Source organism: Idiomarina sp. X4, assembly GCF_002808045.1.
Classification (GTDB): domain Bacteria; phylum Pseudomonadota; class Gammaproteobacteria; order Enterobacterales; family Alteromonadaceae; genus Idiomarina.
The window spans coordinates 67,280-91,024 of sequence record NZ_CP025000.1 but is presented as its reverse complement, the minus strand read 5'-3'; the positions used below and the strand labels follow the sequence as shown (position 1 = coordinate 91,024).

The following is a 23,745-nucleotide window of genomic DNA, read 5'->3' as shown; positions in this document are numbered from 1 at the left end:
AGTAATGTAAATAGCCGAATGACGGGCGTCTCTGTTATAGTAGCGATTAACTAAAAACAGAGACGCTTTTTTATTGGCATGCGCAAATTACCCCCCTTAAATGCACTGAAATCTTTTGAAGTGGCCGCGCGTCATCTTAGCTTTACTAAGGCTGCAGAAGAACTATTCGTTACCCAGGCGGCAGTAAGTCATCAGGTTAAAGCACTAGAAGACTTTCTTGAGCTTAAGCTGTTTATTCGCCGGAACCGGTCGTTGTTATTGACTGAAGAAGGGCAGGAGTACTATCTGGAACTTCGTGATATTTTTGAACAATTGGCGCAAGCTACGGATAAGCTGCGGCTGGTATCAGAGCGTGGTGCGCTTACAGTCTCGGTGCCTCCCAGCTTTGCCATTTTATGGTTTGTTCCTCGGCTAAGCAGCTTTCGGGAAGCTCACCCGGATATGGATATTCGTATTAAGGCGGTGGATGAAATTAGCGGCTCTCTCACTGATGACGTTGATGTCGCTATTTATTATGGTGACGGACGTTGGCCGGGCGTAAAAGCGTATCAGCTCCATGAAGAATACTTATGGCCGGTGTGCTCACCGTTATTGCTGAATAAAGCTGATATAAAAGAGCCTGCAGATTTATTCAAACAGACACTACTGCATGATGAAACGCGTAACGCCTGGAAAGACTGGTTTCAGTTGGTTGGCTTGCCTCAGTATAAGGGGGATAACGGTCCTGTATTCAGTCATTCAAGTTTGGCGTTACAAGCGGCGGTGCACGGGCAGGGCGTCGCATTAGCCAATAACGTATTAGTGAAACCTGAAATTGATAGTGGTCATTTAGTGAGAATATTCCCGCAGGCTTTACAGCGGAATAAAGCCTTTTACTTGGTTTGCCGTGACAACCAGGCGGAAATCGGTAAAATCGCGACCTTTCGACAGTGGTTGCTCGACATTGTGCAGCAAGAAGAGCGAGAGTTTAAGGAGTGATGCGTTATCAGCGGCAAAACCCAGAGGGCACAATCAGGGTTGTATTTTTACATGGCTCCGGCGGTGGTCCCGATACTGCGTTTATGAATTACTTTGCGGATCAGTGTGTAGAGTTTGGTGCTGAGGTTGTTCGACCTGACTTTCCATATTGGGAGAAAGTGCGGGAAACAGGAAAGCCCAGACCGCCAAACAGAATGCCGGTATTAGTTGATGCGGTGGAAGCGCTATTAAAAGACTTGCAGCAAGACGATAAGCCTCTGGTGTTAATGGGCAAATCGCTGGGCAGTCGAGTCATGTTGCGGGTTGCTAATTCGTTCCGCGCTAAGGGGGCTATTGCGTTAGGTTTTCCGTTTCATCCGCCACAAAAGCCTGAAAATTCGCGTCTGGAAGAGTTATCAATGAGCACGGCGCCCGGACTTATTCTTCAGGGAACGCGCGATCCCTTCAGCAAACCTTTAATGAAGAAAAAAGATCAAGGTGAATGTATAACCTTACCTGACAACTGGTCGCTGCATTGGCTAGAAGGGGCCGATCACGGCTTTGAAGCAACGAAAGCGAAATCGGCAGACACACCAATAATTTGGCAGCAGGCAGCAGCGGCAATTAAGGAGTTTATTCAATGAGTCAGTTATTTCTAATTGCAGCGGCGCTGCTAGGAGCAACGGGGGTGATGCTCGGAGCTTTTGCAGCACATGGCCTTAAGTCCAAGCTGACTGAAAATTTATTAAGTGCGTTTGAAACCGGTGTTACTTATCAGTTTTATCACGCATTGGCGTTAATGGCGTTAGCCCTGTGGCTTAAACAGGCCTCATCAGGGTGGTTGGTCGCCAGCGGCTATTTGTGGCTCGCCGGTGTTATTCTGTTTTCCGGCAGTTTATACGCATTAGCGATTACCGGTATAAAATGGTTCGGACCGATAACGCCGCTCGGTGGTTTATTATTTATAGCGGGCTGGATAAGCCTGCTAATTGGCGCAATAAAGTTAGGAGCAGTGAGTTAATGAGCGGAATTATTTTATTGTGTCGCGCCGGTTTTGAAGGCGACTGTGCAGCAGAAATACAAGATAAAGCAACAGAGCTTGGCATTTATGGCTATTGCCAGACACAGCCGAACCAAGCCTATGTCACTTATAACTGTCAGGCTGAAGAAGCGGAGCACATTGCGCGCAAACTGCCTTTAAAGGACTTGGTATTTGCCCGCGAAATGTTTGCGTTGTTAAGTCCGGTTAAACTGGCAGGTATTGAAGATCGCGCCAGTGAGGTCATAAAAGCGCTAGAGCCACACCGGGAAACCTTTGGTCTAGCTGGTGAGCTGCGGGTTGAAACGCCTGATACGAATGAAGCCAATCAGCTGTCGAAGTTTTGTCGTAAGTTTAGTGTTCCGCTTCGTCAGGCGTTGCGTAAAGAAGAGCTATTAAGCAATAAGCCTTTGGCAAAACGCCCTTTACTGCACGTGCTTTTTGTTAATTCTGCGCATGCCTTGGTTGGTTATTCTTATAGCTATAACCAGACCCCTTATGACGGTGGTATTTTACGTTTAAGAATGCCAAAAGACGGACCAAGCCGCTCAACGTTAAAGCTTGATGAAGCGTTTCAGGTTTTTGTACCGGAAAATGAGCAGGAAAAACGTATCCAGCCCGGTATGAAAGCTGTTGATTTAGGGGCCGCACCGGGCGGCTGGACCTATCAGTTGGTGCGGCGCGGCATGATGGTACAAGCGGTTGATAACGGTCCGATGGCAGAGTCGTTAATGGAAACTGGACAGGTTCAGCACATCAAAGAAGATGGTTTTAAGTTTCGACCTAAGCGCAAAAATATTCACTGGCTTGTCTGCGATATGGTTGAAAAGCCTGCGCGAGTCGGCGAATTGATGACGAGTTGGTTGTTAGAAGGTGACTGTCAGGAAGCGATTTTTAACCTGAAGCTACCAATGCGCCAGCGCTACGCAGCCGTGAAAGAGTATTTGGATCAGATAAAAGATCAGCTACAAACAGAAGGCACGAAACCTTTCGAAATTCAGGCGAAACATCTGTATCACGACCGTGAAGAAATCACAGTACACTTACGTTGGCTGCCTAAGCAGTAAATGACAAGATCAAGCAGGCTTTCACCAGGAAAGCCTGCTGTGTACTTATTTACAGGCGGTCAATAACGGCTTGGGTAAAGTCCGTAGTACCGTGCGAGCCGCCGAGATCACGCGTGGTGCGGTCGCCAGACTCAATAACATCAGCCAAAGCCTTGGTAATTTTCTCAGCTTTGTCAGCCATGCCCAAATACTCTAGCATTTGAATAGAAGCCAAAATAACAGAACTTGGGTTGGCCAGGTTTTTGCCTGCAATGTCTGGTGCAGAGCCGTGTACTGCTTCAAAAATAGCGCAATCTTTACCAATGTTGGCACCAGGCGCCATGCCAAGCCCGCCGACTAAACCTGCACATAGATCAGATAAAATATCCCCGAACAGGTTGGTCGTGACAATAACGTCAAATTCTTCCGGATTCATAACTAAGCGCATACACGCTGCATCGACAATCATCTCAGCGGATTCAATATCCGGGTACTCTTCTGCAATTTCGCGAGCCACTTTCAGGAATAAACCCGACGTTGACTTCAAGATATTCGCTTTATGCACTGCCGTTACTTTTTTACGACCTTCACGACGTGCTGTTTCGTAGGCAAAACGTACGATACGTTCAGCGCCTTCGCGAGTAATTTTACTGACGGCTTCGGCTTCGTTGCCGTCTTCTGAGACTTTTTGACCCAGGCCAGAATACATACCTTCGGTGTTTTCACGAATAGTGATGATATCAATGTTGTCGTAGCGAGCTTGGGTGCCTTTAAATGACAAAACAGGGCGCATGTTTGCATACAGGCCGAAGTGTTTGCGCAAGCTAACGTTAATAGAGGTAAAACCTTCCCCTACTGGCGTTGTAAGGGGGCCTTTTAAAGTAACACCGTTACGAGCTATGGCATCAAGCGTATTCTGAGGCAAAAGCTCACCAGTTTTTTCTAAAGCGGTTAAGCCTGCGTCTACATATTCGTATTCAAAATCGCAACCTGCTTTATCAAGAATGGCTGTCGCCGATTTTACAATGTCGGGACCAATACCGTCGCCTGGAATAACTGTGATTGTTTTGCTCATTTAAAGAGTTCCTTCAAACCGTGTTACAACTAAATACAGGCAGTGATTCTACCACCCCTGCGGTTTATGTGACTAGAAAAGCATTATTCACTTAGTGAATAGGTGCTATAACGGAGAGTGACAGTGACTCTCAAATGCCGCTATTTTTTGAAACTTCTGCGCATCATTAGCGGTTGCTGTTAACGCTTCATAACAAGAGTCTAGCAGCTTCTGAGCGGGTTCACTTAACGTTGCTTGTGGGTGGTACACTTTAAGCGTAAGAAAGTGGGCAACGTAATACAATGCCGTCAGTTTTTTATCGGTTGTTTGCTCTGGATCAAGCAGCGCTTGTGTTTTATTGGGTAACTGCCAACGAGCTGTCAGCTGACGGCTACGTCTAAAGTCTGCCGGGTCTAACGCGGAGCCAACCCAGCTAGTCGAGTAGAAGTGCTCTATTACTGAGACTTTTGGCCATTTAGAAGACTTCAACAACTCGGGGTGGCGAAATAAATCGGACGCTGACAACAGCGCCAATAACGGGGCTGGCGTCGGCAGCTTAATGCCGCTGCTTTGGCTGACTGTTTCCAGCAAAGAGCACAATAAGTTAGTGCGTTGCATCAGTGCTTTGTGCAAAGGAATACTATTCTGTGCAAATTGATGCTGCAGGAAAGCAGTTGCAAGAATAACCGAGGCACGCTTCGCTCCTAGCCATAAATAAGCTTGTTTGACGTTCATTTTCGCCGCTTCGTCGTTGTTAATTCGCTCATTCTCAATAACGGATTGATGAACCGACTGACTTAAATAGGGAATTTTTCTAATTTGTTGAATGACCGCATTTAGTGAACCAGACGCATTGGCATATTGGTTGATGGCTTTAAGTAAAGGCTTGGGTGTTTGTAAGCCGGGGGCTGGGGCTTTTGCTGTCAGTAAAAAATCCCGGTGTTTAACTAGCGATTCCAGAACCTCTGAATCAGTCGCCTCGTTACTTGGCTGCCAATGTGCTAGTTCCTCAACTCCTACATAAAAAGGCGTGTGGAGTTTATGAGGAAATGCTAGCAAAAACTGACCTTTTTGATAATCCATCAGAATGGCGGAGCGTGATTTTTCAATGTGCTTAAATCGTTGACCAATAAAGTACCGGCAAAAATCTGAACTTTGCTTCATTAACGGCCAGAACTTGTATCGAAAAACGCTATTCAGGCGGGGGGCGAACTTAATTTCGGGCTTTGAACGTTGTTGTTGTACTGCCGACATAAGGCCAACCCAATGGCGGTAGAACGCAATATCATGTGAGTTAAAGTGCAACGGTTTGAGTGCCTCTAACCATAGCGCTTGTCGCAATTGTTTCGCGCGCCAGTAGTCAACGCTTTCCTCAATGAAGCCGCTGAGACAGGCAGCTGCTAATACTCGTCGGTAATGCGTGTGCAGGGCTAACATCTTACCTAGTTTTAAGGCATTAACGGCATTCGATAAGAACTCAACCAACGGCTTATTATCTACCGCATTATTGTTAAAGCGAGATTCTGCGTAGCATGGCAGTAGTTCAGGCCAGCGATACTCCTGACACTCTTCGTCAAGTGATTTCACAAATTGATAAAGCTGGCGAATGTCATGCTTTTTCATTAGCCCGTAAGCTTTAGCACAACAATTAGCAAGCTTGTTCATTGCCGCCTCTGTGTATTTTGGAAGTCTCTGTATGAGTCATTGCCCCAGGCAATTAACTCATTATTTTTGAAAACCAGAGGTGTGCATTCGTCTTTGGTGGTAATGCCATCCGATGTGACATGATGGGTTCGATAAAACAGAACCTGCATGTCACCTTCTTCAGACGACTTGGCTTCGTTAATATCAGGGGAGCCAAGCACGCGAATGACACTGTCTTTTGACATGCCTAAATCGAGTTGACCTATTTGACGTGCGTTATAAGTTTCGCGTTCCTGCCATTTAAGATCGGCCGGATCAGCCTGATAAAGCATCAGGACCAATCCGACTATTGCCAGGTAGCTTATAGCTCCAATGGCTAAAATGACAAAAACTTTGTTCTTCATAACGAGCTTAATCGGTAACGACTTTATAGCAAGGATAATACACCGAACCCGGTAATTTCATACGCCCCTGTTCGACGAACGCTTGCAATAATACGTCCAGTCGTTTCATTAACTGGGTTTCGCCGTGAATGGTGAACACACCTTTATCGCGAATACGGCGAATACCGTCATCTTTCACGTTACCGGCAACAATAGCGGAGAAGGCGCGACGTAAGTCGGCGGCTAATTCTTCTTTTGGTTGGTCAGGATGAAGGTTCAGCGCTGCCACATTATCGTGCGTGGGCACAAAAGGACGTTGGAAATTATCGTCAATGAACAGCGTCCAGTTAAAGTAATAAGCATCGCCTGAATCGCGGCGGTATTGTTTTACTGAAGCCATACCAGCGCTCATGTGTTGGGCAACATTGGCTGGATCGGCAATAATAATGCGATACAGCTGACGCGCGTCTTCACCAAGTGTTGCGACAATGAATTCATCCAATGCCTCAAAGTAGTCACGCGAGCTTTCCGGACCCGTCAGGATAACCGGCAGGCTTTGCTGCTGGTTTTTAGGGTGCATAAGAATACCCAGTAGGTAGAGTAACTCTTCGGCCGTACCGGCGCCGCCTGGGAAAATAACAATACCGTGGGCGCAGCGAATAAAGGCTTCCAGTCGCTTTTCAATATCCGGTAAAATGACCAGTTCATTGACAATCGGGTTCGGTGGCTCTGCGGCGATAATACCTGGCTCCGTTAGACCTAAGTAGCGACCACTGCGAATTCTTTGCTTGGCATGGCCTATAGTCGCTCCTTTCATTGGGCCTTTCATAGCGCCGGGACCACAGCCTGTGCAAATATTTAAGCCACGCAGCCCCAGCTGATAGCCCACTTCTTTGGTGTACTTGTATTCGCCTTCGCTGATTGAGTGGCCGCCCCAGCAAACCACCATGTCGGGCTCCTGCATGGCCTGAACGGTACGGGCGTTGCGCAGAATATCGAAAACCACATGGGTCAGGGTGGCACTGTCAGCGCCTTTTAATTCTTCTTCTGAATAGCGTTCGCCGGTAAACAGAATGTCACGAAGGACTGACTCCAGCAGTTCGCGAATACCGACAATAAGTTCACCATCCACAAACGCTTCTTCTGGTGGCTCTATCAGTTCAATTTTGATGCCGCGCTCTTTGCGAATGATATTAACGGAGAAATCTTGATACTTGTCGTAAATTTCGGCACTGCTGTCGGTGTTGCTGCCGGCATTCAGGACCGCAAGACAACAGTTTCTGAAAAGTTTATAGAGTTGGCTGTTTGAAGATTTTTTTAATCGTTCGATTTCTAACTGTGACAACAGAGACATCGTGCCTCTGGGAGAAATACTTGCTCTCATTATTATTTAATACTCCTTTACAAATAGTGACCCTTGTCACTTCATATGGCACCTCATCGTTCCTATTCGCCTGATGCCAACTTAACGTTATTTCGTCCGTTTGCTTTTGCCTGATACAGCGCCTTGTCTGCGAGCTCAAAAACGGAAACGGTGGTGTCGCTATTATTTTTAAACGACGCCACACCTGCCGATACAGTAATGCGAATATCGTCAGTTTTAAACTTAAATGGGATATTAGCGACTTTTTCTCGTGCTAATTCCATCTTATCTTTTACTTGATTCTCATCAAGACAAAAGATAATAGCAAATTCTTCACCACCATAGCGACATACAAAGCCATCATTTTTCAATGCTTTGTTCAGCGTGCCCGCAATCACCTGAAGAGTTTTATCACCAGCAATGTGTCCGAAGCTGTCATTTATGTCTTTGAAAAAGTCGACGTCGACAATGGCAATTGTTAGCGGTGTCTGACCATTCTGCCAACGTGAAAACTCCATATTAAGTCGTTCTTCAAACGCCGAACGGTTAGGAAGTTTCGTGAGCGAATCTTGTAAGCTACGGAATTTTTGTTGAGCTAACTCACGCTTATAACGCTCAACTTCGGCCTCTGTCTCTCTCAGCTTAGCTTCTAGTTCTGTGCTGTTTTTCGTGAAGTTTTCGCGCTCTTGGTTTTGCAACAAAATATGCTGTTCGAGAGTAACCCCTAACTGCTCGAGTTTGCTGCCTACGTTTTCTTTTAACTCGAACAGTTCCGAAGCGCCGTGTACACAGTCTGAAATGTCGGACACCCCAACCTTGAGTTGCTTGTTAAGCTTACTGCGCTGCTCGGCGAAGTAACCCGATGTACTGACCGTAGTGCCAAGAATATTATTAACAGACTCCAGTGACGCGTTTAACTGCTGTAAGAAGCTCTGTGCCGACTTACGTTCTTCGTTAATACTGGTAAAAATAAGCCGCATGACTTTAAGGCTAATGCCCATGAGCGTATCGAGGCTTTGAGGTTTCTGCAGAGCTGTTTTAACCTGTTGCAATGCCTCTGCCGAGTTACCACTAAACTCCACTTCACTTAACAGATCAAATAACTGGGTTTGATAGTTTTCAACCGGAGCCGTTTCTGCTTTAGCTGTGCTGCTATTAACTGCACACTGGTGCGATAAGTTCAGCAAGCGGTTGACCAATGGCAAGTAATGCATCAGTGCTGTGGTCGGCTTTTCAAACGCCGTTGCGATACTCGCAAACTCTCTTTCGGTCTGTCTTGTTGAAGGAGTTAGCTTCGCCAGAGTCTGTGAAATGGTATCTGTTGTTTGCCGGGTCTGTTGCTGAAACCGAATATTGTAATCAGCAATCGCATCGCTGAGCTTTTCAATCAGAGGGTCCAGTATTGCAGCCGACGCATTTTGCTGAATTTGACTGCGAAGTTGATGAATAATAGTGTCGAGGTCGCTATCTACACCATTAAGCGCCAGACACAACTGATTAACAAACTCAGAATAGCGTTCTGAATCGCGACGGTAATCGTCCTCGAGTTGTTTTCTGGACTGAATGCTTTGCTGCAACTTTTTGCTTAGATGCTGCACCTGCTCTTGCGGTGTTTCAGGTATCGACACTACTCACCTTCTTACTTTCACACTGATGGCTTAGGTTAATACGAGCCTTAGGATGACAAAGTTTATCGTTTTCTGCATTAAATACTATTCACAGATTGTGGTAGTCTTGCCATTTATTTCCTAACAAAAAAGTCGAAAATAGCGGGGACGTACTGTGCGTATAAGCGTATTAGCATTATCGATTCTATTAACATCTTCTGCGGCATGGGCAGATACTGAATATAAAATTGATCTCACTCAACCAGAGCACCAGCGCGGGGACGTTAGCATCACTTTTCCCGAAAGTGATGAACCGTTTCTGGATATAAAAATGCCGGCGTGGCGCACGGGCTATTACCGAATTTTAGATTTAGCCAATGGCGTCAGGGAGTTCACGGCTCAAACCGATGGGCAAAGTCTGCGCTGGGAAAAGGTGGATAAAAGTACCTGGCGTATCCATTTACCAAAAGATGCTGGGGAAGTGACCGTTAATTATGAAATTTACGCGGATCAGTTAGGGCGCAGAAGTCGCCACATCGATGACAGTCACGCGTATTTGGATGCTTCTGCTGTGTTTATGTACGCCGATAAGTGGCGCAACGAGCCAGTAACGGTGTCTTTGAATGTACCGAAAGAGTGGCGCAGCTATTCTGGTATGGAGCGAGAAGGTGACCACCGCTTTTCCGCCGATAATTGGGATGTTCTGGTCGACTCGCCAATCGAAACCGGCATAAATAAGCACTTTGCCTTTGAACAGGACGGCCGTGACTATGAAGTGGTGTTCTGGGGTGAAGGTAACTATGACACTGAGCAAACCGTTGCAGATCTGGAAAAATTAGTTGCTACCGGCGACTCTATTTGGAGCCGCTATCCTTACGAGCGCTATGTATTTATGATTCATGCAACATCTGGTGCAGGTGGTGCTACTGAGCATAAAAACTCGACAATTATTCAGCGCCCCCGATATAGCTTCGCGAGCCGTGACGATTACTTGTCGTTTATGTCAACGGCATCGCATGAGTTCGTGCATACCTGGAATGTGAAAGCGTATCGTCCCGACGGTTTGGTACCTTATGACTACCAAAAAGAAAACTACACTGATTTATTTTGGATAGCTGAAGGTTCCACCAGCTATTTCCAAAATCATTTGCTGCTGCAGGCAGGAATTATGGAGCCGGACGAATTCTTTGAAAGGTTAGCGGGTAGCATTGACCGGCACAAAGCCAAGCCCGGTAGTCAAGTGATGTCGGTTGCAGAAGCTTCGTTTGAAGCTTGGATTGATCAGTATGGAGATCGAGGCCATAACGACTCGGTGAGCATTTACTCTGAAGGTGCTTTAGTTTCCTGGATGCTGGACAGCGCATTACTTGAAGCCACGAATGGCGAAGTCAGCTATCGTGACGTGCATGACGAGTTGTATCAGCGCTTCGACGCGGAGGAGCAGGGCTTTAAGGCCAGCGATGTGCTAGCCATACTCAAGGACTTGACCGGAAATTCCTGGCAACAATGGTGGCAAGAGAATGTTGAAAGCCCTGCAACCGATATTCCATTTAAAAAAATGCTGAACGATGCGGGCTTAGAATTGGTTTATGAAGAAAGCGAAGAGCCAGAGAATTGGACAGGATGGCGGGCGTCAAAAGTGGATGGCGGCATGGAATTGACTCGGGTCAGTCGTGGTAGCCCGGCATGGGAAGCCGGTTTTAGACCAGACGATGTGATTATTGCCTATGATGGACATACGGTAATGCATGGCCGCTTTGATGAAGCGCTTCAGGAATATAAGGCAGGAGATGAGGTTAAAGTCACCTTCTTCCGTCGCAATCAGTTGCATGAGAAAACGCTGAGGCTGGAGCAAGCGCCGGCAACAGATGCGTCTATTAAGCCCTTAGAGGCGCCAACGGAAAAACAGCAAGCGCGCTTCTTACAATGGTTACAAATTCCGCACCCGAACGCGTAGTTTAACCAGCAACCTACTACTGACGAGCCATGCGCTGCATTTGCGGCGCTGGCTCAAAGTTAGAGCGGAACGGATTAATGTCAAGTCCGCCCCGTCGTGTGTAACGTGCGTACACGCTCAGTTTACTAATACCCAGAGCGAGTAAGTCCTGAAAGATTCGTTCGACGCATTGTTCATGAAACTCGTTATGCCCCCGAAAAGAAACCAAATAGGCTAATAAGGCCGCTCTATCGATTTTGGGCCCTTGATAATGAATAGAGACTGAGCCCCAGTCAGGCTGATTTGTAATAAGGCAATTGGATTTTAACAGGTGGCTGTGAAGCTGCTCTTCAACCTGTTCTGCATTGTTTTCAAGCTTCAGTAGCTCAGGGCGGTAATCGTAGTGCTCAACTCGGATATCCTGTGAATCGATACACTCGCCTCCGAAATCAGCAATTGATTCATTAGTAACGTAACTTAACGGAGTAAGTCTAACGGATACTGAAGCACCGGCACAGGCGGATAAGTCGTTTTCCATGATATGTTGAACGTTTTCCCAAGTATCGAAGCGGCTATCATTAAAGCTGTTCAAGTACAATTTGAACGATTTTGACTCAACCAAATTAGGGCTTGAAGCGGGCACTTCAAAGTAGCCGATAGCCACTTGTGGTAAGCCGTTAGTATTTAGCCATGAGAGCTCGTACCCGGTCCATTGATCAACACCGTCAAATGGCAGCTTTCCGGTAATACCGATAGGTTCTCGATTCAATGAACGTGGAACCGCCTGCAACTGATTTGCATCATATTGATTGGGGTATTCAGTGTGCTGACCAAGGTTTAAATGGCCGAGAGCATCCTTTTTTGGCATTTGTGTCACTCCATACGTACAATGACGCTATTGTAAAATGTCTGAGTAGGTAGTACCAGATGCAGAACTTAGAAAGTGCTTTAGATGACCTTATTGAACGCTATGTTGAGCAGCTGCCAATTCGTTACACTGAGTACGTTGCCGAATGGAATAGCCCCATTTATGGCTCAGTGATAGACGAAGATACGGTCGAGTGGGCTCCGGTAAAACAGACCTCTCCATTGTCCTTCAATGAATTAGAAAGTGCGCTTGAAATAACCTTTCATGACAGCATAAAAGCGATTTTTGGACGTTGGTTTGCCGGTGACTTATCGTTGGAATACGACGGGCATCCGGTTACTCTGCTGCAAGTGCAAAGCCTGGAAGACGGTGAACGCTTATTGGCAAATTTAACCGGGCATATCCTCATGAAGCGCCGCTTAAAGCAACCGGAGACGGTGTTTATTGGTTTAGGTGTTGAAAATGACGATTTACTCGTGTCAATTGATAACGCTACCGGGCAAGTTGGTTTAGAGTGGGTCGGTAAAGAGCAGCATGAGTGTCTTGCTGACTCACTCGAAGAGTGGCTGGCCACTTGCCAACCTAAGAACGAACTTTCTGATATTGAGTGACTCGACAGCCTGTTAAAAAAAGGTTAGCTTGATGTTTATCAAGAATAATTAAGAGGTTGTCCGTAATGCAGGGGCTGACAGAGGCTACAGAGCAGGAAATACAACACGCCAGTGAAAATGCGAATAGTAACGTAAAAGGGGAGTTAACCTACCTAGTTGCTGAAGATTTGAAAATGGCAGCGTCTTTGTTATTTCAAACGTATTACGATGATGCGTTATTACAGAAAATATTTCGTGCCGACAAACCGGATTACGAGAAACGCTTGAGAGCGGCCATACGGGAAGATTTAACGTCGTTTTGGGAAAGTGGACAGCCAATCATTGGTATTCGTGACGGTGGTACATTATTGGGTGTGGCCTGTCTGACCCGCCCCGGGAAAAGCTTTGGACCTGGTCGTTTTTGGCACTGGCGCATTAGCATGCTGCTGACGGCAGGCTTTCTAAGCACCAAACAAGTCATGGAGAAAGAGCGCCGTATTCAGGAGGCTATGCCAGACGTGCCTTATCATATGCTGGCCTTTATTGCCGTAGCGCCACAGTATCAGCAACAGGGCGTTGGTCATTTACTGGTTGAGGCTGCTAAATCGGCGTTTCAGGAAGATCCTGAATCTCAAGGCGTTGCCGTATTTGTGACCCGCGCTGACTACCAGGCGTTTTTCAAAAAGCGTGGCTACCGTCTGCAAGCGCAAATCGAGTTTGAAACACTGCCCGGAGAGTTATTGTTTTACCCGCGCGAGGAGGTTGAGTAATGAGCTACTCGAGCTTCAAAGAATTTTATCCGTATTACTTACAAGAACACTCCGATAAACGCTGTCGAGCCCTGCACTATATTGGTAGCACACTGGTACTTGCGGTGCTGGCTTACGCGCTCGTCAGCCAAAACTACTGGTGGCTGCTTGCGTTGCCTGTTATTGGCTACGGTTTTGCCTGGCTAGGCCACTTTATTTTTGAGAAAAACAAACCGGCCACGTTTAAATACCCTCTATACAGCCTGATGGGCGACTGGGTCATGTATAAGGACGCGTGGGTTAAGCTATTGACCGGGCATTCGAAAGGGCGGTAGTTCCACACCGACTAACTTTTGGTTATGCAGAGTTAGGTCGCCTTCATAGCGAGTTTCACCATCACTGGAAAAACCAAGTTTAAAGGTGCTGCGCCAACCGGGCTGGTTGCCTTTAAACGACCAGCGAGTTTTGTCACGCCGAATGTCTAAGAACTGTAAGTCTTGTTGTTTGCAATAATATAACGCGTGTTTTTGGGCGCTTTCAGACTGCTGCCGATGTTGCCAGAACACCCAAACTGCAAGCAGTAAAACCAGAAAAATTATGACATCGAGTAAATTCATGCGCTTACTGCACCTGCGACTTCAAACGGTTTAGCGCCTGTTGTACTGGCTTTGACAATTGCTGCTGCGCAATAAGAGAAAGTAACTGTGGCCTTACAGTTGGCAGTGCGATGATGTCCTGGAAAAGCGCATCAAATAAAGTCTCGTCCAGTTTAGAAATAGCGTTGAGGTAGCTATTTAGGATTTTCGGCTCTGACAAAACGGGCCATAAACGAGCAGCTATCACGACCAGTTGGTCCGCATTGGCGTTCTCAATCAGTGACGCAATTTGTTTCTGCACTTTTGGCTCATCTGACGTGCTTGCTAATGCTCTCAACGCGTCTGTCGTAAATTCTGAATCCTCTGTGTTTATCAGTTCCAGTAACGCGTTGCGTAAGTGTGCGGGTATGGACTGATGCTCGAGTGCTGCGGCTAGAGGCGAACGTACACCCCCGGGATAGCTCGCAAAATGCTCAGCAATAGCCGTACTGATATCGTTGCGTTGCATCAAACGTGCAGCAACATCATGAAGGCCTTGCAGACCAATATTTTGCCAATCCAGACTATCGTTAGGATTTAGCAGATAGGCTTCTGCTGTTTCAAAATGAATGGAGGGCGATAAGTTATGTTGGCATTGAACGTGAGCGTGCAATGCGGCTCGCTGTGTTTCTGAGGGCGTCAATAAATACGGATTCCGCTGCAACTGCTGTTGTTGCTCCTCGGTAAGCTCGCCGGTAATTTCGTGGCCCAGAGCGTTAATGACATACTCAAGGTATTGATTTCTTGCTGCCAGGTTAAGTAGTCCACGTTCATCTAAAGGAAACTGTAGAAACCATAAATAGGGCGGTTGTTCGGCGCTTTTATGCTGAAACAACACGGCGATTTGTGCCTGGCGAGCAATAGGGTATGGGTAAGGCTGCTGCTGATGTTCTATAGCGTCGAACTGCTCTTGGGAGATCTCGGTCAAGCGGCGACCAATATCAAAGATTTGGTAATCGGTTTGGCCGGCTTTTAGAAAATCACCCAGGGTTGTAATGCTCTGCTCTGCCACAAAAACTCCATTTCACTTGAATTTTGGAACGTATTAAACCACTATTGCGCCATTATAACGATTTATAACCTTATGTGGTAACGGAGTCTGATATGGAGCAGTATCAGAAAGCGGCTCGGCTATTAGACAGGATTGAACGCGAGCTCAACAGTTTAGGTCTTTGGCAGTCACATCAACCGCCGGTTCAGGCGTTGGAGAGTCAACAGCCTTTTGCGGTCGACACTCTGGAATTTCATCAGTGGCTGCAATTTATTATGATACCGAGAATGTGGTCGTTAATAGACGGGCAACGGCCGCTCCCTGAAAGTACCTCTATCAGCCCAATGGCGGCTCATACCTACCGTAATGAACTGGAACAATACGAACAACTCATCGGCCTTATTCGTGAGTTTGACGTTCTGCTAAGTGGCACAGACCCTTTGCAGGATGATCTCTAATGCTCCCACCTCTGGATATTGTTTATCAGGACAATGATTTAGCCGTCATTAACAAACCCAGCGGTTTACTGGTTCACCGCAGTCGCATAGCGAGCGAGGCCAGAGAGTTTGCTATGCAAATGCTGCGCGACCAAATTGGTCAGCATGTGTACCCGGTTCATCGCCTGGACAGACCAACGTCAGGGCTTTTAATTTTTGCGCTAAGCAGTGAAGTAGCCACGAAAATGTCGGAGAGCTTTGCGACTAACCAAGTGAGCAAACAATACCACGCGGTTGTTCGTGGCTACTTGCCTGAAGAAGGTACTGTCGATTACCCGTTAAAAGAAGAGCTGGATAAAATTGCTGACGCGCAGGCCGATCAGAACAAAGAAGCTCAGGACGCTGTCACGCATTTCCGCTGCCTGGAGAAAATAGAGTTACCGTATAAAGTCAGTAAAAAGCACGATACCACACGTTATTCTCTGGTCGAGTTAACTCCTGAAACCGGGCGTAAGCATCAGTTGCGTCGACATATGGCGCATCTTCGCCACCCGATTATTGGTGACACGAACCATGGAGACGGTCGGCATAATCGCTTCTTTAGGGAGCATTTTGACAGTCATCGCTTACTATTAGCGGCAACGGCAGTAGAATTTAAACACCCGGTAAATGGCGAAATGATGTCTCTGACTGCGCCACTTCCGGATGAGTTTCTTAAAGTCTTTCAGCCAGCCGAAGCCGGCTGAGTTCCTGGTGTTTACTCTGCGCCCCGGAGGAGAGCATTGATTCCCACTTTGGCACGTGTTTTCGCATCAACGCGTTTAACAATAATAGCTGCATATAAGCTATGAGTGCCGTCAGCCGCTGGCAGTGACCCCGGAACAACAACCGCTCCAGCGGGTACACGACCATAGAGAATACGATCATTTTCACGGTCATAAATACGGGTGCTTTGACCAATGTATACGCCCATTGAAATAACGGCACCTTCTTCAACAATAACGCCTTCAACAATCTCAGAACGTGCACCGATAAAACAGTTGTCTTCAATGATAGTTGGGTTTGCTTGTAATGGCTCCAATACGCCACCAATGCCAACGCCACCCGACAAATGCACGTTTTTACCGATTTGCGCGCAAGAGCCGACGGTTGCCCAGGTATCGACCATGCTGCCTTCACTAACATAGGCACCAATGTTGACATAAGATGGCATGACGACAACATTACGCCCAATGTAAGCGCCTTTACGCACCATGGCGGGCGGTACGACACGCATACCTTCTGCACGGAAACGGGCGCTATCGTAGTCAGCAAACTTAGCAGGTACCTTGTCCCAAAAGCGTGTTTCACCGCCTTCAATTAAGTCATTGTCGTTTAGGCGAAAAGACAACAAAACGGCTTTTTTCAGCCATTGATGAACGACCCATTCACCCGATATCTTTTCGGCAACCCGAAGCTCACCACGATCGATCTCATCGATCACATAGCGTACGGCTTCTCGTAGCTCATCGTCATCGGTATTCGAGTTGATCTGGTCACGCTTGTCAAAAGCATCAATAATTAACTGTTTAATGTGTTCCATGGTTTTAATTTAAAACTCCAAGTCTTCGATAATCTGTTGTTTAAGCGCTTGTTTTTGTTGTTCATCCAGCGACGTATTATCTTCTGATGTGACAATGAACAAATCTTCAGCCTGTTCGCCAATAGTGGTGATTTTAGCAGCCAGCAGGGTCACTTTTTGTTGCTGTAAAATAGCCGCCAGTTTAGCAATAAGTCCCGGTCTGTCTAGTGTTACCAGTTCAAAAGTGGTGCGGCCCTGATGTTTGCTGGGAATAAAGGACACCTCAGTTTTCACCGAAAAGTTTTTCATCCGGCGCGAAAGTGGGCGATTTGTTTTAGGAACCGGTACTCGTTTGTGCAATACGTCCAGCAGTTGTTGCTTGACCTCTTCAATGCGTTGCGGTTCGGTTAACGGCTTGCCGTCTCGCTGTAAAACAATGAAGGTGTCCATGACAAAACCATCGCGTGTTGCCAGTATCTGGGCGTCTAAAATATTCAGTTGCTGGCTGTCTAAAACCCCGGCAACAGACGCAAATAAATGGCTTTCTTCGTGGTGATAAATGAACAGCTCGGTGGTGCCGTAGTTGTTTTCATCACCAATGAGGATGAGTGGCAATTGATCCGTCGGTAAATTAAGAATGTGCTGTGAGTGCCAACTAATTTGCTCTGCAGTGTGACGAAAAAAATAGTCCGCCGTAAAGCGTCCCCAAAGGGCGTTAATGTCACTTTTATCAAAACCGGCACTGAGCAATAGTGCCATAGCGCTGGCTTTGTTTTCTTTTATTTTTTCACGGACATCTAGTGTGGGTTGGCTGCTATCTTGTTGCAGCAAATACGCCGTTGCGTTGTAGAGCTCTTCTAAAAGAGTCGCTTTCCAGTTATTCCACAATGACTGGTTGGTGGCACGAATGTCAGCAACCGTCAGGCAATAGAGAAAGTCCAACCGTTCAACGGTTTGTACTTGGTTAGCGAACTCCTGAATCACTTCCGGATCATGAATGTCACGCTTTTGGGCGGTGACAGACATGGTTAAGTGGTGACGCACTAACCAGGCAACCAGCTCGGCGTCATCTTCGGAATACCCGTGCTGATGACAGAAGTTGCGGGCGTCCATTTCACCAAGCTCGGAATGATCGCCACCACGACCTTTTGCGATATCATGGAATATGCCGGCCAGATACAAACAGTACTTACGTTCCATTTGCTGAACGATTTTTTCGCATAGCGGGAATTGATCGGCGTATTTTTCGTCGCTGTAACGATATAAATTTCGAACTAAGCGGAACGTGTGTTCATCTACTGTGTAAGCGTGGAAGAGGTCGAATTGCATTTGTCCGACTATCTGTTGCCACTGTGGTAGGTAACTGGCTAACACACTGTGGTGATGCATGAGTGAAAAAGCCAATCCGCAACCGCGCTCGTGCTGAATCAACTGATTAAACTTTTCACGACAATCGGGGTGGTGGCTCAGTGGTTCGCCAAGCTGCCCGCGGGCGTTGCGAATCAGTCTTATCGTGTTCGAATGAATCCCGGTTATTTGTGGGTACTCGGCAATACAAACGAAAGCGCGAATGAGATTAACTGGGTTATCGAAAACCTCATCGTGACGAGCGGTTAATAGCGTATTTGAAATAGCAAAGTCGCGATCAATGAGCTCGGCATCCTGAAGGTCTTGTGTACCCAGAATGGCCTGATGAAAAAACTGCAGTAGCATTTGGTTAAGTTCACTGACTCGCAGTACGACTTTGAAATAGTCTTTCATCATGGTTTCGACAGACGATTTGCCTTCATTACCGTACCCTAAACGAACGGCGACGCCGGGTTGGAAATCGAACAGTAAGCGGTCTTCACGTTTTCCCGCTTCAATGTGCAGTGCAAAGCGAATGCGCCAAAGCCAATTCATACAGTCTCGCAGTTCGACGAATTCATCAGCGGTCATGTAACCGTATTCAACCAGGTTTTCGTCGGAGTGCGTCTGAAAGTGTCGTTTAGCTATCCAACCGATGGTCTGGATATCGCGTAGCCCACCGGGACTCGACTTAATATTCGGTTCGAGGTTATAAGAGGTGCTGTGGTATTGTTGATGGCGCTGCTGTTGCTCGTCCAGCTTAGCTTGGTAAAAATCCCGGCTGCTCCATGGAAAGTCATTGATTAAGTGCTGCTGGAAGTCGTTGAATAATTCGTCTGACCCGGTCAGAAAGCGACTTTCTATCAGGTTGGTCGCAACCGTAATATCCTCAGCCGCTTGCTGAAAGCATTCATCGATAGAGCGAACAGAGTGGCCGATATCGAGATGTAAATCCCAGAGAAAGGTAATCAAACGACTCAGTTTGTCTTCAATCTTATGAAGCCGATTACTGGTGTCATCAATCAGTATTAATAAATCAATATCAGACCCCGGATGAAGGGTCTCACGGCCATAACCACCGACGGCAATTAATGTGGCGGGCTCTTCGGTAAGCTTAAACTGAGCCCATAGCTGATTGAGCAGCTGATCAAAAAACGTTGCTCGATGATGCACCAACTCGTCAATGTCGGCGGTGACAAAACGTGTGGCTGACCAGTTTTGGTAACTGGTCAGCAGCTCTTTATAATCCTTTGTCTGCGGGGTGCTGTCGCGGCTTGGCCAATGGCCGTGAAAATCTTTGTCATTGTCAGCATTGACCATAAGCGTGACCTTTAATCGTTGTGTTCAATAACCCGCGGTAAGTCGGGCTCGTCATTGCGCAAAGTCAGTACTTCTACGCCGTTTTCTGTGACGAGCAAAGTATGCTCCCACTGAGCACTTAAACTGCGATCTTTTGTTAGTACGGTCCAACCATCTTTCATTAACTTGGTTTGGCGTTTGCCGGCATTCACCATCGGTTCTATGGTAAAGCACATGCCGGGTTTGAGTTCTTCACCGGTGCCTGCTTGGCCATAATGAAGAATTTGAGGATCTTCGTGGAATATCGCCCCAATGCCATGGCCACAATATTCGCGTACGATTGAGTAGCCGTGGCCTTCTGCGTGCTTTTGAATGACTTCTGCAAAGTCACCAAGACGAATACCGGGCTTCACCATTTCTATTGCTTTATATAGGGATTCTTGCGTAACGCGAATAAGGCGCTCAGCTAAAATGGAGGGCTTTCCAACGACAAACATTTTTGATGTATCACCGTGATAACCATCCAGTTTCACAGTGACATCGATGTTCATGATATCGCCGTCTTTGAGTTTCTTTGACCCTGGAATACCATGGCACACACAATGGTTAACTGAGGTGCAAATTGACTTAGGGAAACCGTGATAATTCAGCGGCGCAGGGTAAGCACCGTGATCGGTAATGTATTTATGGCAAATGTCATCAAGCTCTTCAGTGGTTACGCCGGGCTTTACATGCTCGCCTATCATTTCCAGTACACTGGCGGCGAGCTTGCCCGCTGCGCGCATCTTTTCAATTTCTTCCGGAGTCTTAATAGAGATGCTCATTTTGTTATTCGTCCATACCGCTCTTAAAAAACGACAGTTTAACAGCCGCAGCAAAACTTCGCTATGTTCACTCATCAAGGGCTTTTAAAAACACGATTTAAGTGGTTTTTAGTTGTTGTTGTAGTGGCTTTATGGTATAAAACGCACGCTTTTTCGGTTGGCCGGATATTCTCTTTAATAAATGGTCACCGCAACGAGCAACTTAATAAACAATTGTATAATCCACACATACACCGGCACATAAGGCGGGGTGCTTAGTTCGACTAAGTCGGCTTATGGGGTGTATGGAGGCTTAACCCCTTACAAAAGGAAAATATTATGGCTAACGTGTCAATGCGTGACATGCTGAAAGCAGGTGTCCACTTCGGTCACCAAACTCGTTTCTGGAACCCGAAAATGAAACCTTACATTTTCGGTGCTCGTAACAAGATTCATATCATTAACCTCGAAAAGACTGTGCCAATGTTCAACGATGCGTTGAGCTACATGCAGCATGTTGCTTCAAACAAAGGTAAAATTCTGTTTGTTGGTACTAAGCGCGCAGCGTCTGAAGCGGTTAAAGAAGCAGCTAACAACTGTGGTCAGTACTACGTTAACCACCGTTGGTTAGGCGGTATGCTGACTAACTGGAAAACAGTACGTCAGTCTATCAAGCGTTTGAAAGACCTTGAAACAATGAGCCAAGACGGCACTTTCGACAAGCTGACCAAAAAAGAAGCGTTGGTTAACACCCGCGAAATGGAAAAGCTTGAGAAAGGTTTAGGCGGTATCAAGAACATGGGCGGTTTGCCTGACGTTCTTTTCGTTATCGATGCTGACCACGAGCACATTGCAATTAAAGAAGCGAACAACTTGGGTATTCCTGTTGTTTCTGTTGTTGATACCAACTCAGATCCAGACGGCGTTGACTACATTGTTCCAGGTAACGATGACGCAATCCGTGCCGTACAGCTATACCTGAACTCAGCTGCTGATGCGATTAAAGAAGCGCGCGTAGCACAGGTTGAAGCGAAAGACTCTGACGACTTCGTCGAAGCAAGTGAATAATCGAGGATAGAGATCATGGCAATTACAGCAGCTCAAGTTAAAGAACTGCGCGAGCGCACTGGCGCTGGCATGATGGACTGCAAAAAAGCATTGCAGGAAGTCGACGGCGATATGGAAGCCGCAATTGAACTGATGCGTAAAAGTGGTCAGGCTAAAGCCGCTAAGAAAGCGGGCCGTGTTGCCGCTGAAGGTGTTATTTTAGTTAAGTCTGAAGGCAGCCAGGCAACATTGGTTGAACTGAACTGTGAAACTGACTTCGTTGCTCGTGACGAAAACTTCTTAGGCTTTGGTGAGAAAGTTATCAACGCTGCGTTTGCTAACAAAGAAAACGACGTTGAAAAACTGAAAGCAACCGACATCGGTGGCGAAACAGTTGAGAAAACTCGTGAAGACTTAGTCGCTAAAATCGGCGAGAACATGAATGTTCGTCGCGTTCAAACGATTGAAGCTGGCGACGTTGTTGCAACTTATACGCACGGTGCTCGCATCGGTGTTGCTGTTGCATTAACCGGCGGTGACGAAGACTTAGCTCGTGACCTGTGCATGCACGTTGCAGCAAGCAGCCCTCAGTTTGTTAAGCCTGAAGACGTAGACGCAGAAGTTGTTGAAAAAGAGCGTTCTATTCAGGTTGATATCGCTATGCAAAGCGGTAAGCCAAAAGAAATCGCTGAGAAAATGGTTGAAGGCCGTATGCGTAAGTTTACTGGCGAAATCAGCCTGACCGGCCAACCTTTCGTAAAAGACCCATCAATGACTGTTGGTGAGTTACTGAAGAAAGCTGGCGCAGACGTTGTTACTTTCGTACGCTTTGAAGTGGGCGAAGGCATTGAGCGTAAAGAAGAAGACTTTGCTTCTGAAGTTCAAGCTCAAGTGGCAGCAGCGAACAAAGGTTAATCTAGTGGTTTCGACCAACTTGATACCATAAAAATACAACCGCGTCTTGAGCGTTCAGGACGCGGTTTTTTTTAACCTAAATAAGAGTAGAGGCAATAATGACTACCCATCCTAAACCCAGTTATCGACGCATATTGTTAAAGCTCAGTGGTGAAGCGCTTATGGGCGATGAGCCATTTGGTATCGATGCCAAAGTGTTAGATCGCATGGCGCAAGAAATTAAAGAACTGGTTGAACTGGGGGTTCAGGTCGGTTTGGTCATTGGTGGCGGCAATTTATTCCGTGGTGAGGGTCTTGCAAAAGCAGGCATGAATCGAGTCGTGGGTGACCACATGGGTATGTTGGCGACGGTCATGAATGGACTGGCTATGCGTGACGCATTGCACCGCGCCTTTGTTAACGCTCGCCTTATGTCGGCAATTGAATTGACTGGTGTGTGCGACAGTTACAACTGGGCAGAAGCTATTAGCTTGCTTAAGTCTGGTCGCGTTGTTATTTTCTCTGCCGGTACGGGTAATCCGTTTTTCACAACTGACTCTGCAGCTTGTTTACGTGGTATTGAAATTGAAGCTGAAGCCGTTTTGAAAGGCACAAAGGTTGATGGGGTCTATTCAGATGACCCGGTTAGCAATCCGGACGCCACTCTTTATAAGCACATAAACTATAATGATGTGCTTGAGAAACAGCTTAAAGTCATGGATTTAGCGGCATTTACTCTTGCCAGAGACCATGGTTTACCGATTCGGGTGTTTAATATGAATAAGCCCGGCTCTCTGCGATCAGTGATTCTTGGTGAAGAAGAAGGTACACTGATCAGTCACGATGCAGAATAAGACAGATTCTAAGATTAAAGGGTACAAACAGTGATAAAAGAAATTATTGAAGATGCAAAGTCGCGCATGGAAAAGAGTGTAGAATCACTGCGCAGTCAAATGTCAAAAGTACGTACGGGTCGTGCTCACCCAAGCATTCTTGATGGTGTCATGGTTAATTACTACGGTACAGATACGCCGCTTAAACAGTTGGCTAATATCACGACTGAAGACTCTAGAACTCTGGCTCTGACTGTATTTGATAAATCATCATCGCAAGCCGTCGAAAAAGCAATTATGGATTCCGACTTAGGTTTGAATCCAGCGTCTGCAGGTGCTGTTATTCGTATTCCGTTACCACCGCTAACGGAAGAGCGTCGTAAGGACTTAGTGAAGATTGTTCGTGCGGAAGCTGAACAAGGCCGTGTCGCCGTACGTAACATTCGTCGCGATGCAAACGGTGACATTAAAGAGTTGTTGAAAGAAAAAGAAATCACTGAAGATGAAGAACGCCAAGCGGAAGATGAAGTTCAAAAGCTGACCGATAAATACGTCAAGCAAATCGACGAAGCATTGAAAGCAAAAGAAGAAGACTTGATGGAAATATAAGCATCAGGCAATGACTTCATTGGTGTATGACGCCGTGTCAGGTATACTCGCAC

At 46.6% G+C, this 23,745-nt stretch carries 25 protein-coding genes; 14 read left to right on the top strand and 11 right to left on the bottom strand.

Annotated elements, in window-relative coordinates:
* The first annotated feature begins 78 nt into the window (after positions 1-78).
* Genes CWC33_RS00510 through rlmM form a run of 4 tightly spaced genes read left to right on the top strand, consistent with a single transcriptional unit; the run spans position 79 to position 3,063 of the window.
* The gene (locus CWC33_RS00510; RefSeq protein WP_088768422.1) at positions 79-978 is read left to right on the top strand and encodes a transcriptional regulator GcvA; all 900 of its coding nucleotides are present in this window, start codon (positions 79-81) and stop codon (positions 976-978) included.
* Positions 978-1,601, top strand: coding sequence for an alpha/beta fold hydrolase (locus CWC33_RS00505; protein ID WP_100690353.1), 624 nt, complete (start codon positions 978-980; stop codon positions 1,599-1,601). The genes CWC33_RS00510 and CWC33_RS00505 overlap by 1 nt, the downstream gene beginning before the upstream one ends.
* The gene (locus tag CWC33_RS00500; RefSeq protein ID WP_100690352.1) at positions 1,598-1,978 is read left to right on the top strand and encodes a DUF423 domain-containing protein; all 381 of its coding nucleotides are present in this window, start codon (positions 1,598-1,600) and stop codon (positions 1,976-1,978) included. Before CWC33_RS00505 ends, CWC33_RS00500 begins: the two co-directional genes overlap by 4 nt.
* Positions 1,978-3,063: a 23S rRNA (cytidine(2498)-2'-O)-methyltransferase RlmM gene (gene rlmM, locus CWC33_RS00495; RefSeq protein ID WP_100690351.1), complete on the top strand. Its 1,086-nt coding sequence runs from the start codon at positions 1,978-1,980 to the stop codon at positions 3,061-3,063. The genes CWC33_RS00500 and rlmM overlap by 1 nt, the downstream gene beginning before the upstream one ends.
* Positions 3,064-3,112: 49 nt before the next feature.
* Here rlmM and CWC33_RS00490 read toward each other — a convergent pair whose 3' ends face one another.
* From CWC33_RS00490 to CWC33_RS00470, 5 genes are all read right to left on the bottom strand, one after another.
* Positions 3,113-4,117: an isocitrate dehydrogenase gene (locus CWC33_RS00490; RefSeq protein WP_088768418.1), complete on the bottom strand. Its 1,005-nt coding sequence runs from the start codon at positions 4,115-4,117 to the stop codon at positions 3,113-3,115.
* A 105-nt stretch (positions 4,118-4,222) separates the two neighbouring features.
* Positions 4,223-5,761, bottom strand: coding sequence for a hypothetical protein (locus CWC33_RS00485; RefSeq protein WP_100690350.1), 1,539 nt, complete (start codon positions 5,759-5,761; stop codon positions 4,223-4,225).
* Entirely contained in the window at positions 5,758-6,144 is a 387-nt protein-coding gene (locus tag CWC33_RS00480) for a DUF3192 domain-containing protein (RefSeq protein ID WP_088768416.1), read from the bottom strand. The genes CWC33_RS00485 and CWC33_RS00480 overlap by 4 nt, the downstream gene beginning before the upstream one ends.
* A gap of 7 nt (positions 6,145-6,151) precedes the next feature.
* On the bottom strand, positions 6,152-7,507 hold the full coding sequence (gene ppnN, locus CWC33_RS00475) for a nucleotide 5'-monophosphate nucleosidase PpnN (RefSeq protein ID WP_100690349.1): 1,356 nt from the start codon (positions 7,505-7,507) through the stop codon (positions 6,152-6,154).
* A 62-nt stretch (positions 7,508-7,569) separates the two neighbouring features.
* Positions 7,570-9,114, bottom strand: a complete 1,545-nt coding sequence (locus CWC33_RS00470) for a GGDEF domain-containing protein (protein WP_100690348.1) — start codon at positions 9,112-9,114, stop codon at positions 7,570-7,572.
* A gap of 154 nt (positions 9,115-9,268) precedes the next feature.
* On the opposite strand from CWC33_RS00470, the gene CWC33_RS00465 reads away from it, so the two are divergent.
* Positions 9,269-11,050: a M61 family metallopeptidase gene (locus CWC33_RS00465; protein ID WP_100690347.1), complete on the top strand. Its 1,782-nt coding sequence runs from the start codon at positions 9,269-9,271 to the stop codon at positions 11,048-11,050.
* Between the two features lie 16 nt (positions 11,051-11,066).
* On the opposite strand, the gene queF is transcribed toward CWC33_RS00465, so the two are convergent.
* Positions 11,067-11,897 carry an NADPH-dependent 7-cyano-7-deazaguanine reductase QueF gene (gene queF / locus CWC33_RS00460; RefSeq protein ID WP_100690346.1) on the bottom strand — a complete coding sequence of 277 codons (831 nt, stop codon included), beginning with the start codon at positions 11,895-11,897 and terminating at the stop codon, positions 11,067-11,069.
* A 59-nt stretch (positions 11,898-11,956) separates the two neighbouring features.
* On the opposite strand from queF, the gene syd reads away from it, so the two are divergent.
* The 3 genes from syd (at position 11,957) to CWC33_RS00445 (ending at position 13,571) form a co-directional block, all read left to right on the top strand.
* Positions 11,957-12,508 (top strand): SecY-interacting protein, encoded by a 552-nt coding sequence (gene syd, locus CWC33_RS00455; RefSeq protein WP_100690345.1) that lies wholly within the window; start codon positions 11,957-11,959, stop codon positions 12,506-12,508.
* Between the two features lie 65 nt (positions 12,509-12,573).
* Positions 12,574-13,257, top strand: a complete 684-nt coding sequence (locus CWC33_RS00450) for a GNAT family N-acetyltransferase (RefSeq protein WP_100690344.1) — start codon at positions 12,574-12,576, stop codon at positions 13,255-13,257.
* Positions 13,257-13,571 (top strand): DUF962 domain-containing protein, encoded by a 315-nt coding sequence (locus tag CWC33_RS00445; protein ID WP_100690343.1) that lies wholly within the window; start codon positions 13,257-13,259, stop codon positions 13,569-13,571. Before CWC33_RS00450 ends, CWC33_RS00445 begins: the two co-directional genes overlap by 1 nt.
* On the opposite strand, the gene CWC33_RS00440 is transcribed toward CWC33_RS00445, so the two are convergent.
* Together CWC33_RS00440 and CWC33_RS00435 are read right to left on the bottom strand one after the other, a co-directional pair.
* Positions 13,542-13,853 (bottom strand): DUF3301 domain-containing protein, encoded by a 312-nt coding sequence (locus CWC33_RS00440; protein ID WP_100690342.1) that lies wholly within the window; start codon positions 13,851-13,853, stop codon positions 13,542-13,544. The two genes, CWC33_RS00445 and CWC33_RS00440, sit on opposite strands and share 30 nt — an antisense overlap.
* Positions 13,854-13,857: 4 nt before the next feature.
* The gene (locus tag CWC33_RS00435; RefSeq protein WP_100690341.1) at positions 13,858-14,883 is read right to left on the bottom strand and encodes a DUF3549 family protein; all 1,026 of its coding nucleotides are present in this window, start codon (positions 14,881-14,883) and stop codon (positions 13,858-13,860) included.
* Positions 14,884-14,975: 92 nt separating this feature from the next.
* Between CWC33_RS00435 and CWC33_RS00430 the strand changes: the two genes are divergently transcribed.
* Positions 14,976-15,320, top strand: a complete 345-nt coding sequence (locus CWC33_RS00430; RefSeq protein WP_088768406.1) for a YqcC family protein — start codon at positions 14,976-14,978, stop codon at positions 15,318-15,320.
* Positions 15,320-16,045 carry a tRNA pseudouridine(65) synthase TruC gene (gene truC / locus CWC33_RS00425; protein ID WP_100690340.1) on the top strand — a complete coding sequence of 242 codons (726 nt, stop codon included), beginning with the start codon at positions 15,320-15,322 and terminating at the stop codon, positions 16,043-16,045. Before CWC33_RS00430 ends, truC begins: the two co-directional genes overlap by 1 nt.
* Before the next feature lie 11 nt (positions 16,046-16,056).
* On the opposite strand, the gene dapD is transcribed toward truC, so the two are convergent.
* The 3 genes from dapD to map are packed head-to-tail and all read right to left on the bottom strand — an operon-like array spanning position 16,057 to position 20,330.
* On the bottom strand, positions 16,057-16,881 hold the full coding sequence (gene dapD / locus CWC33_RS00420; RefSeq protein ID WP_100690339.1) for a 2,3,4,5-tetrahydropyridine-2,6-dicarboxylate N-succinyltransferase: 825 nt from the start codon (positions 16,879-16,881) through the stop codon (positions 16,057-16,059).
* Positions 16,882-16,890: 9 nt separating this feature from the next.
* Entirely contained in the window at positions 16,891-19,527 is a 2,637-nt protein-coding gene (gene glnD, locus CWC33_RS00415) for a [protein-PII] uridylyltransferase (protein WP_100690338.1), read from the bottom strand.
* An 11-nt stretch (positions 19,528-19,538) separates the two neighbouring features.
* Positions 19,539-20,330: a type I methionyl aminopeptidase gene (gene map, locus CWC33_RS00410; RefSeq protein WP_100692237.1), complete on the bottom strand. Its 792-nt coding sequence runs from the start codon at positions 20,328-20,330 to the stop codon at positions 19,539-19,541.
* Between the two features lie 318 nt (positions 20,331-20,648).
* On the opposite strand from map, the gene rpsB reads away from it, so the two are divergent.
* From rpsB to frr, 4 genes are all read left to right on the top strand, one after another.
* A complete protein-coding gene (rpsB, locus tag CWC33_RS00405; protein WP_053952693.1) occupies positions 20,649-21,377 on the top strand; it encodes a 30S ribosomal protein S2 in 729 nt (242 codons plus the stop codon).
* A 15-nt stretch (positions 21,378-21,392) separates the two neighbouring features.
* Entirely contained in the window at positions 21,393-22,271 is an 879-nt protein-coding gene (tsf, locus tag CWC33_RS00400; RefSeq protein ID WP_053952692.1) for a translation elongation factor Ts, read from the top strand.
* A gap of 98 nt (positions 22,272-22,369) precedes the next feature.
* Complete coding sequence (pyrH, locus tag CWC33_RS00395) at positions 22,370-23,104, top strand: UMP kinase (protein ID WP_100690337.1); 735 nt, start codon at positions 22,370-22,372, stop codon at positions 23,102-23,104.
* A 30-nt stretch (positions 23,105-23,134) separates the two neighbouring features.
* Positions 23,135-23,692: a ribosome recycling factor gene (frr, locus tag CWC33_RS00390; RefSeq protein WP_088768400.1), complete on the top strand. Its 558-nt coding sequence runs from the start codon at positions 23,135-23,137 to the stop codon at positions 23,690-23,692.
* Positions 23,693-23,745 lie beyond the last annotated feature (53 nt).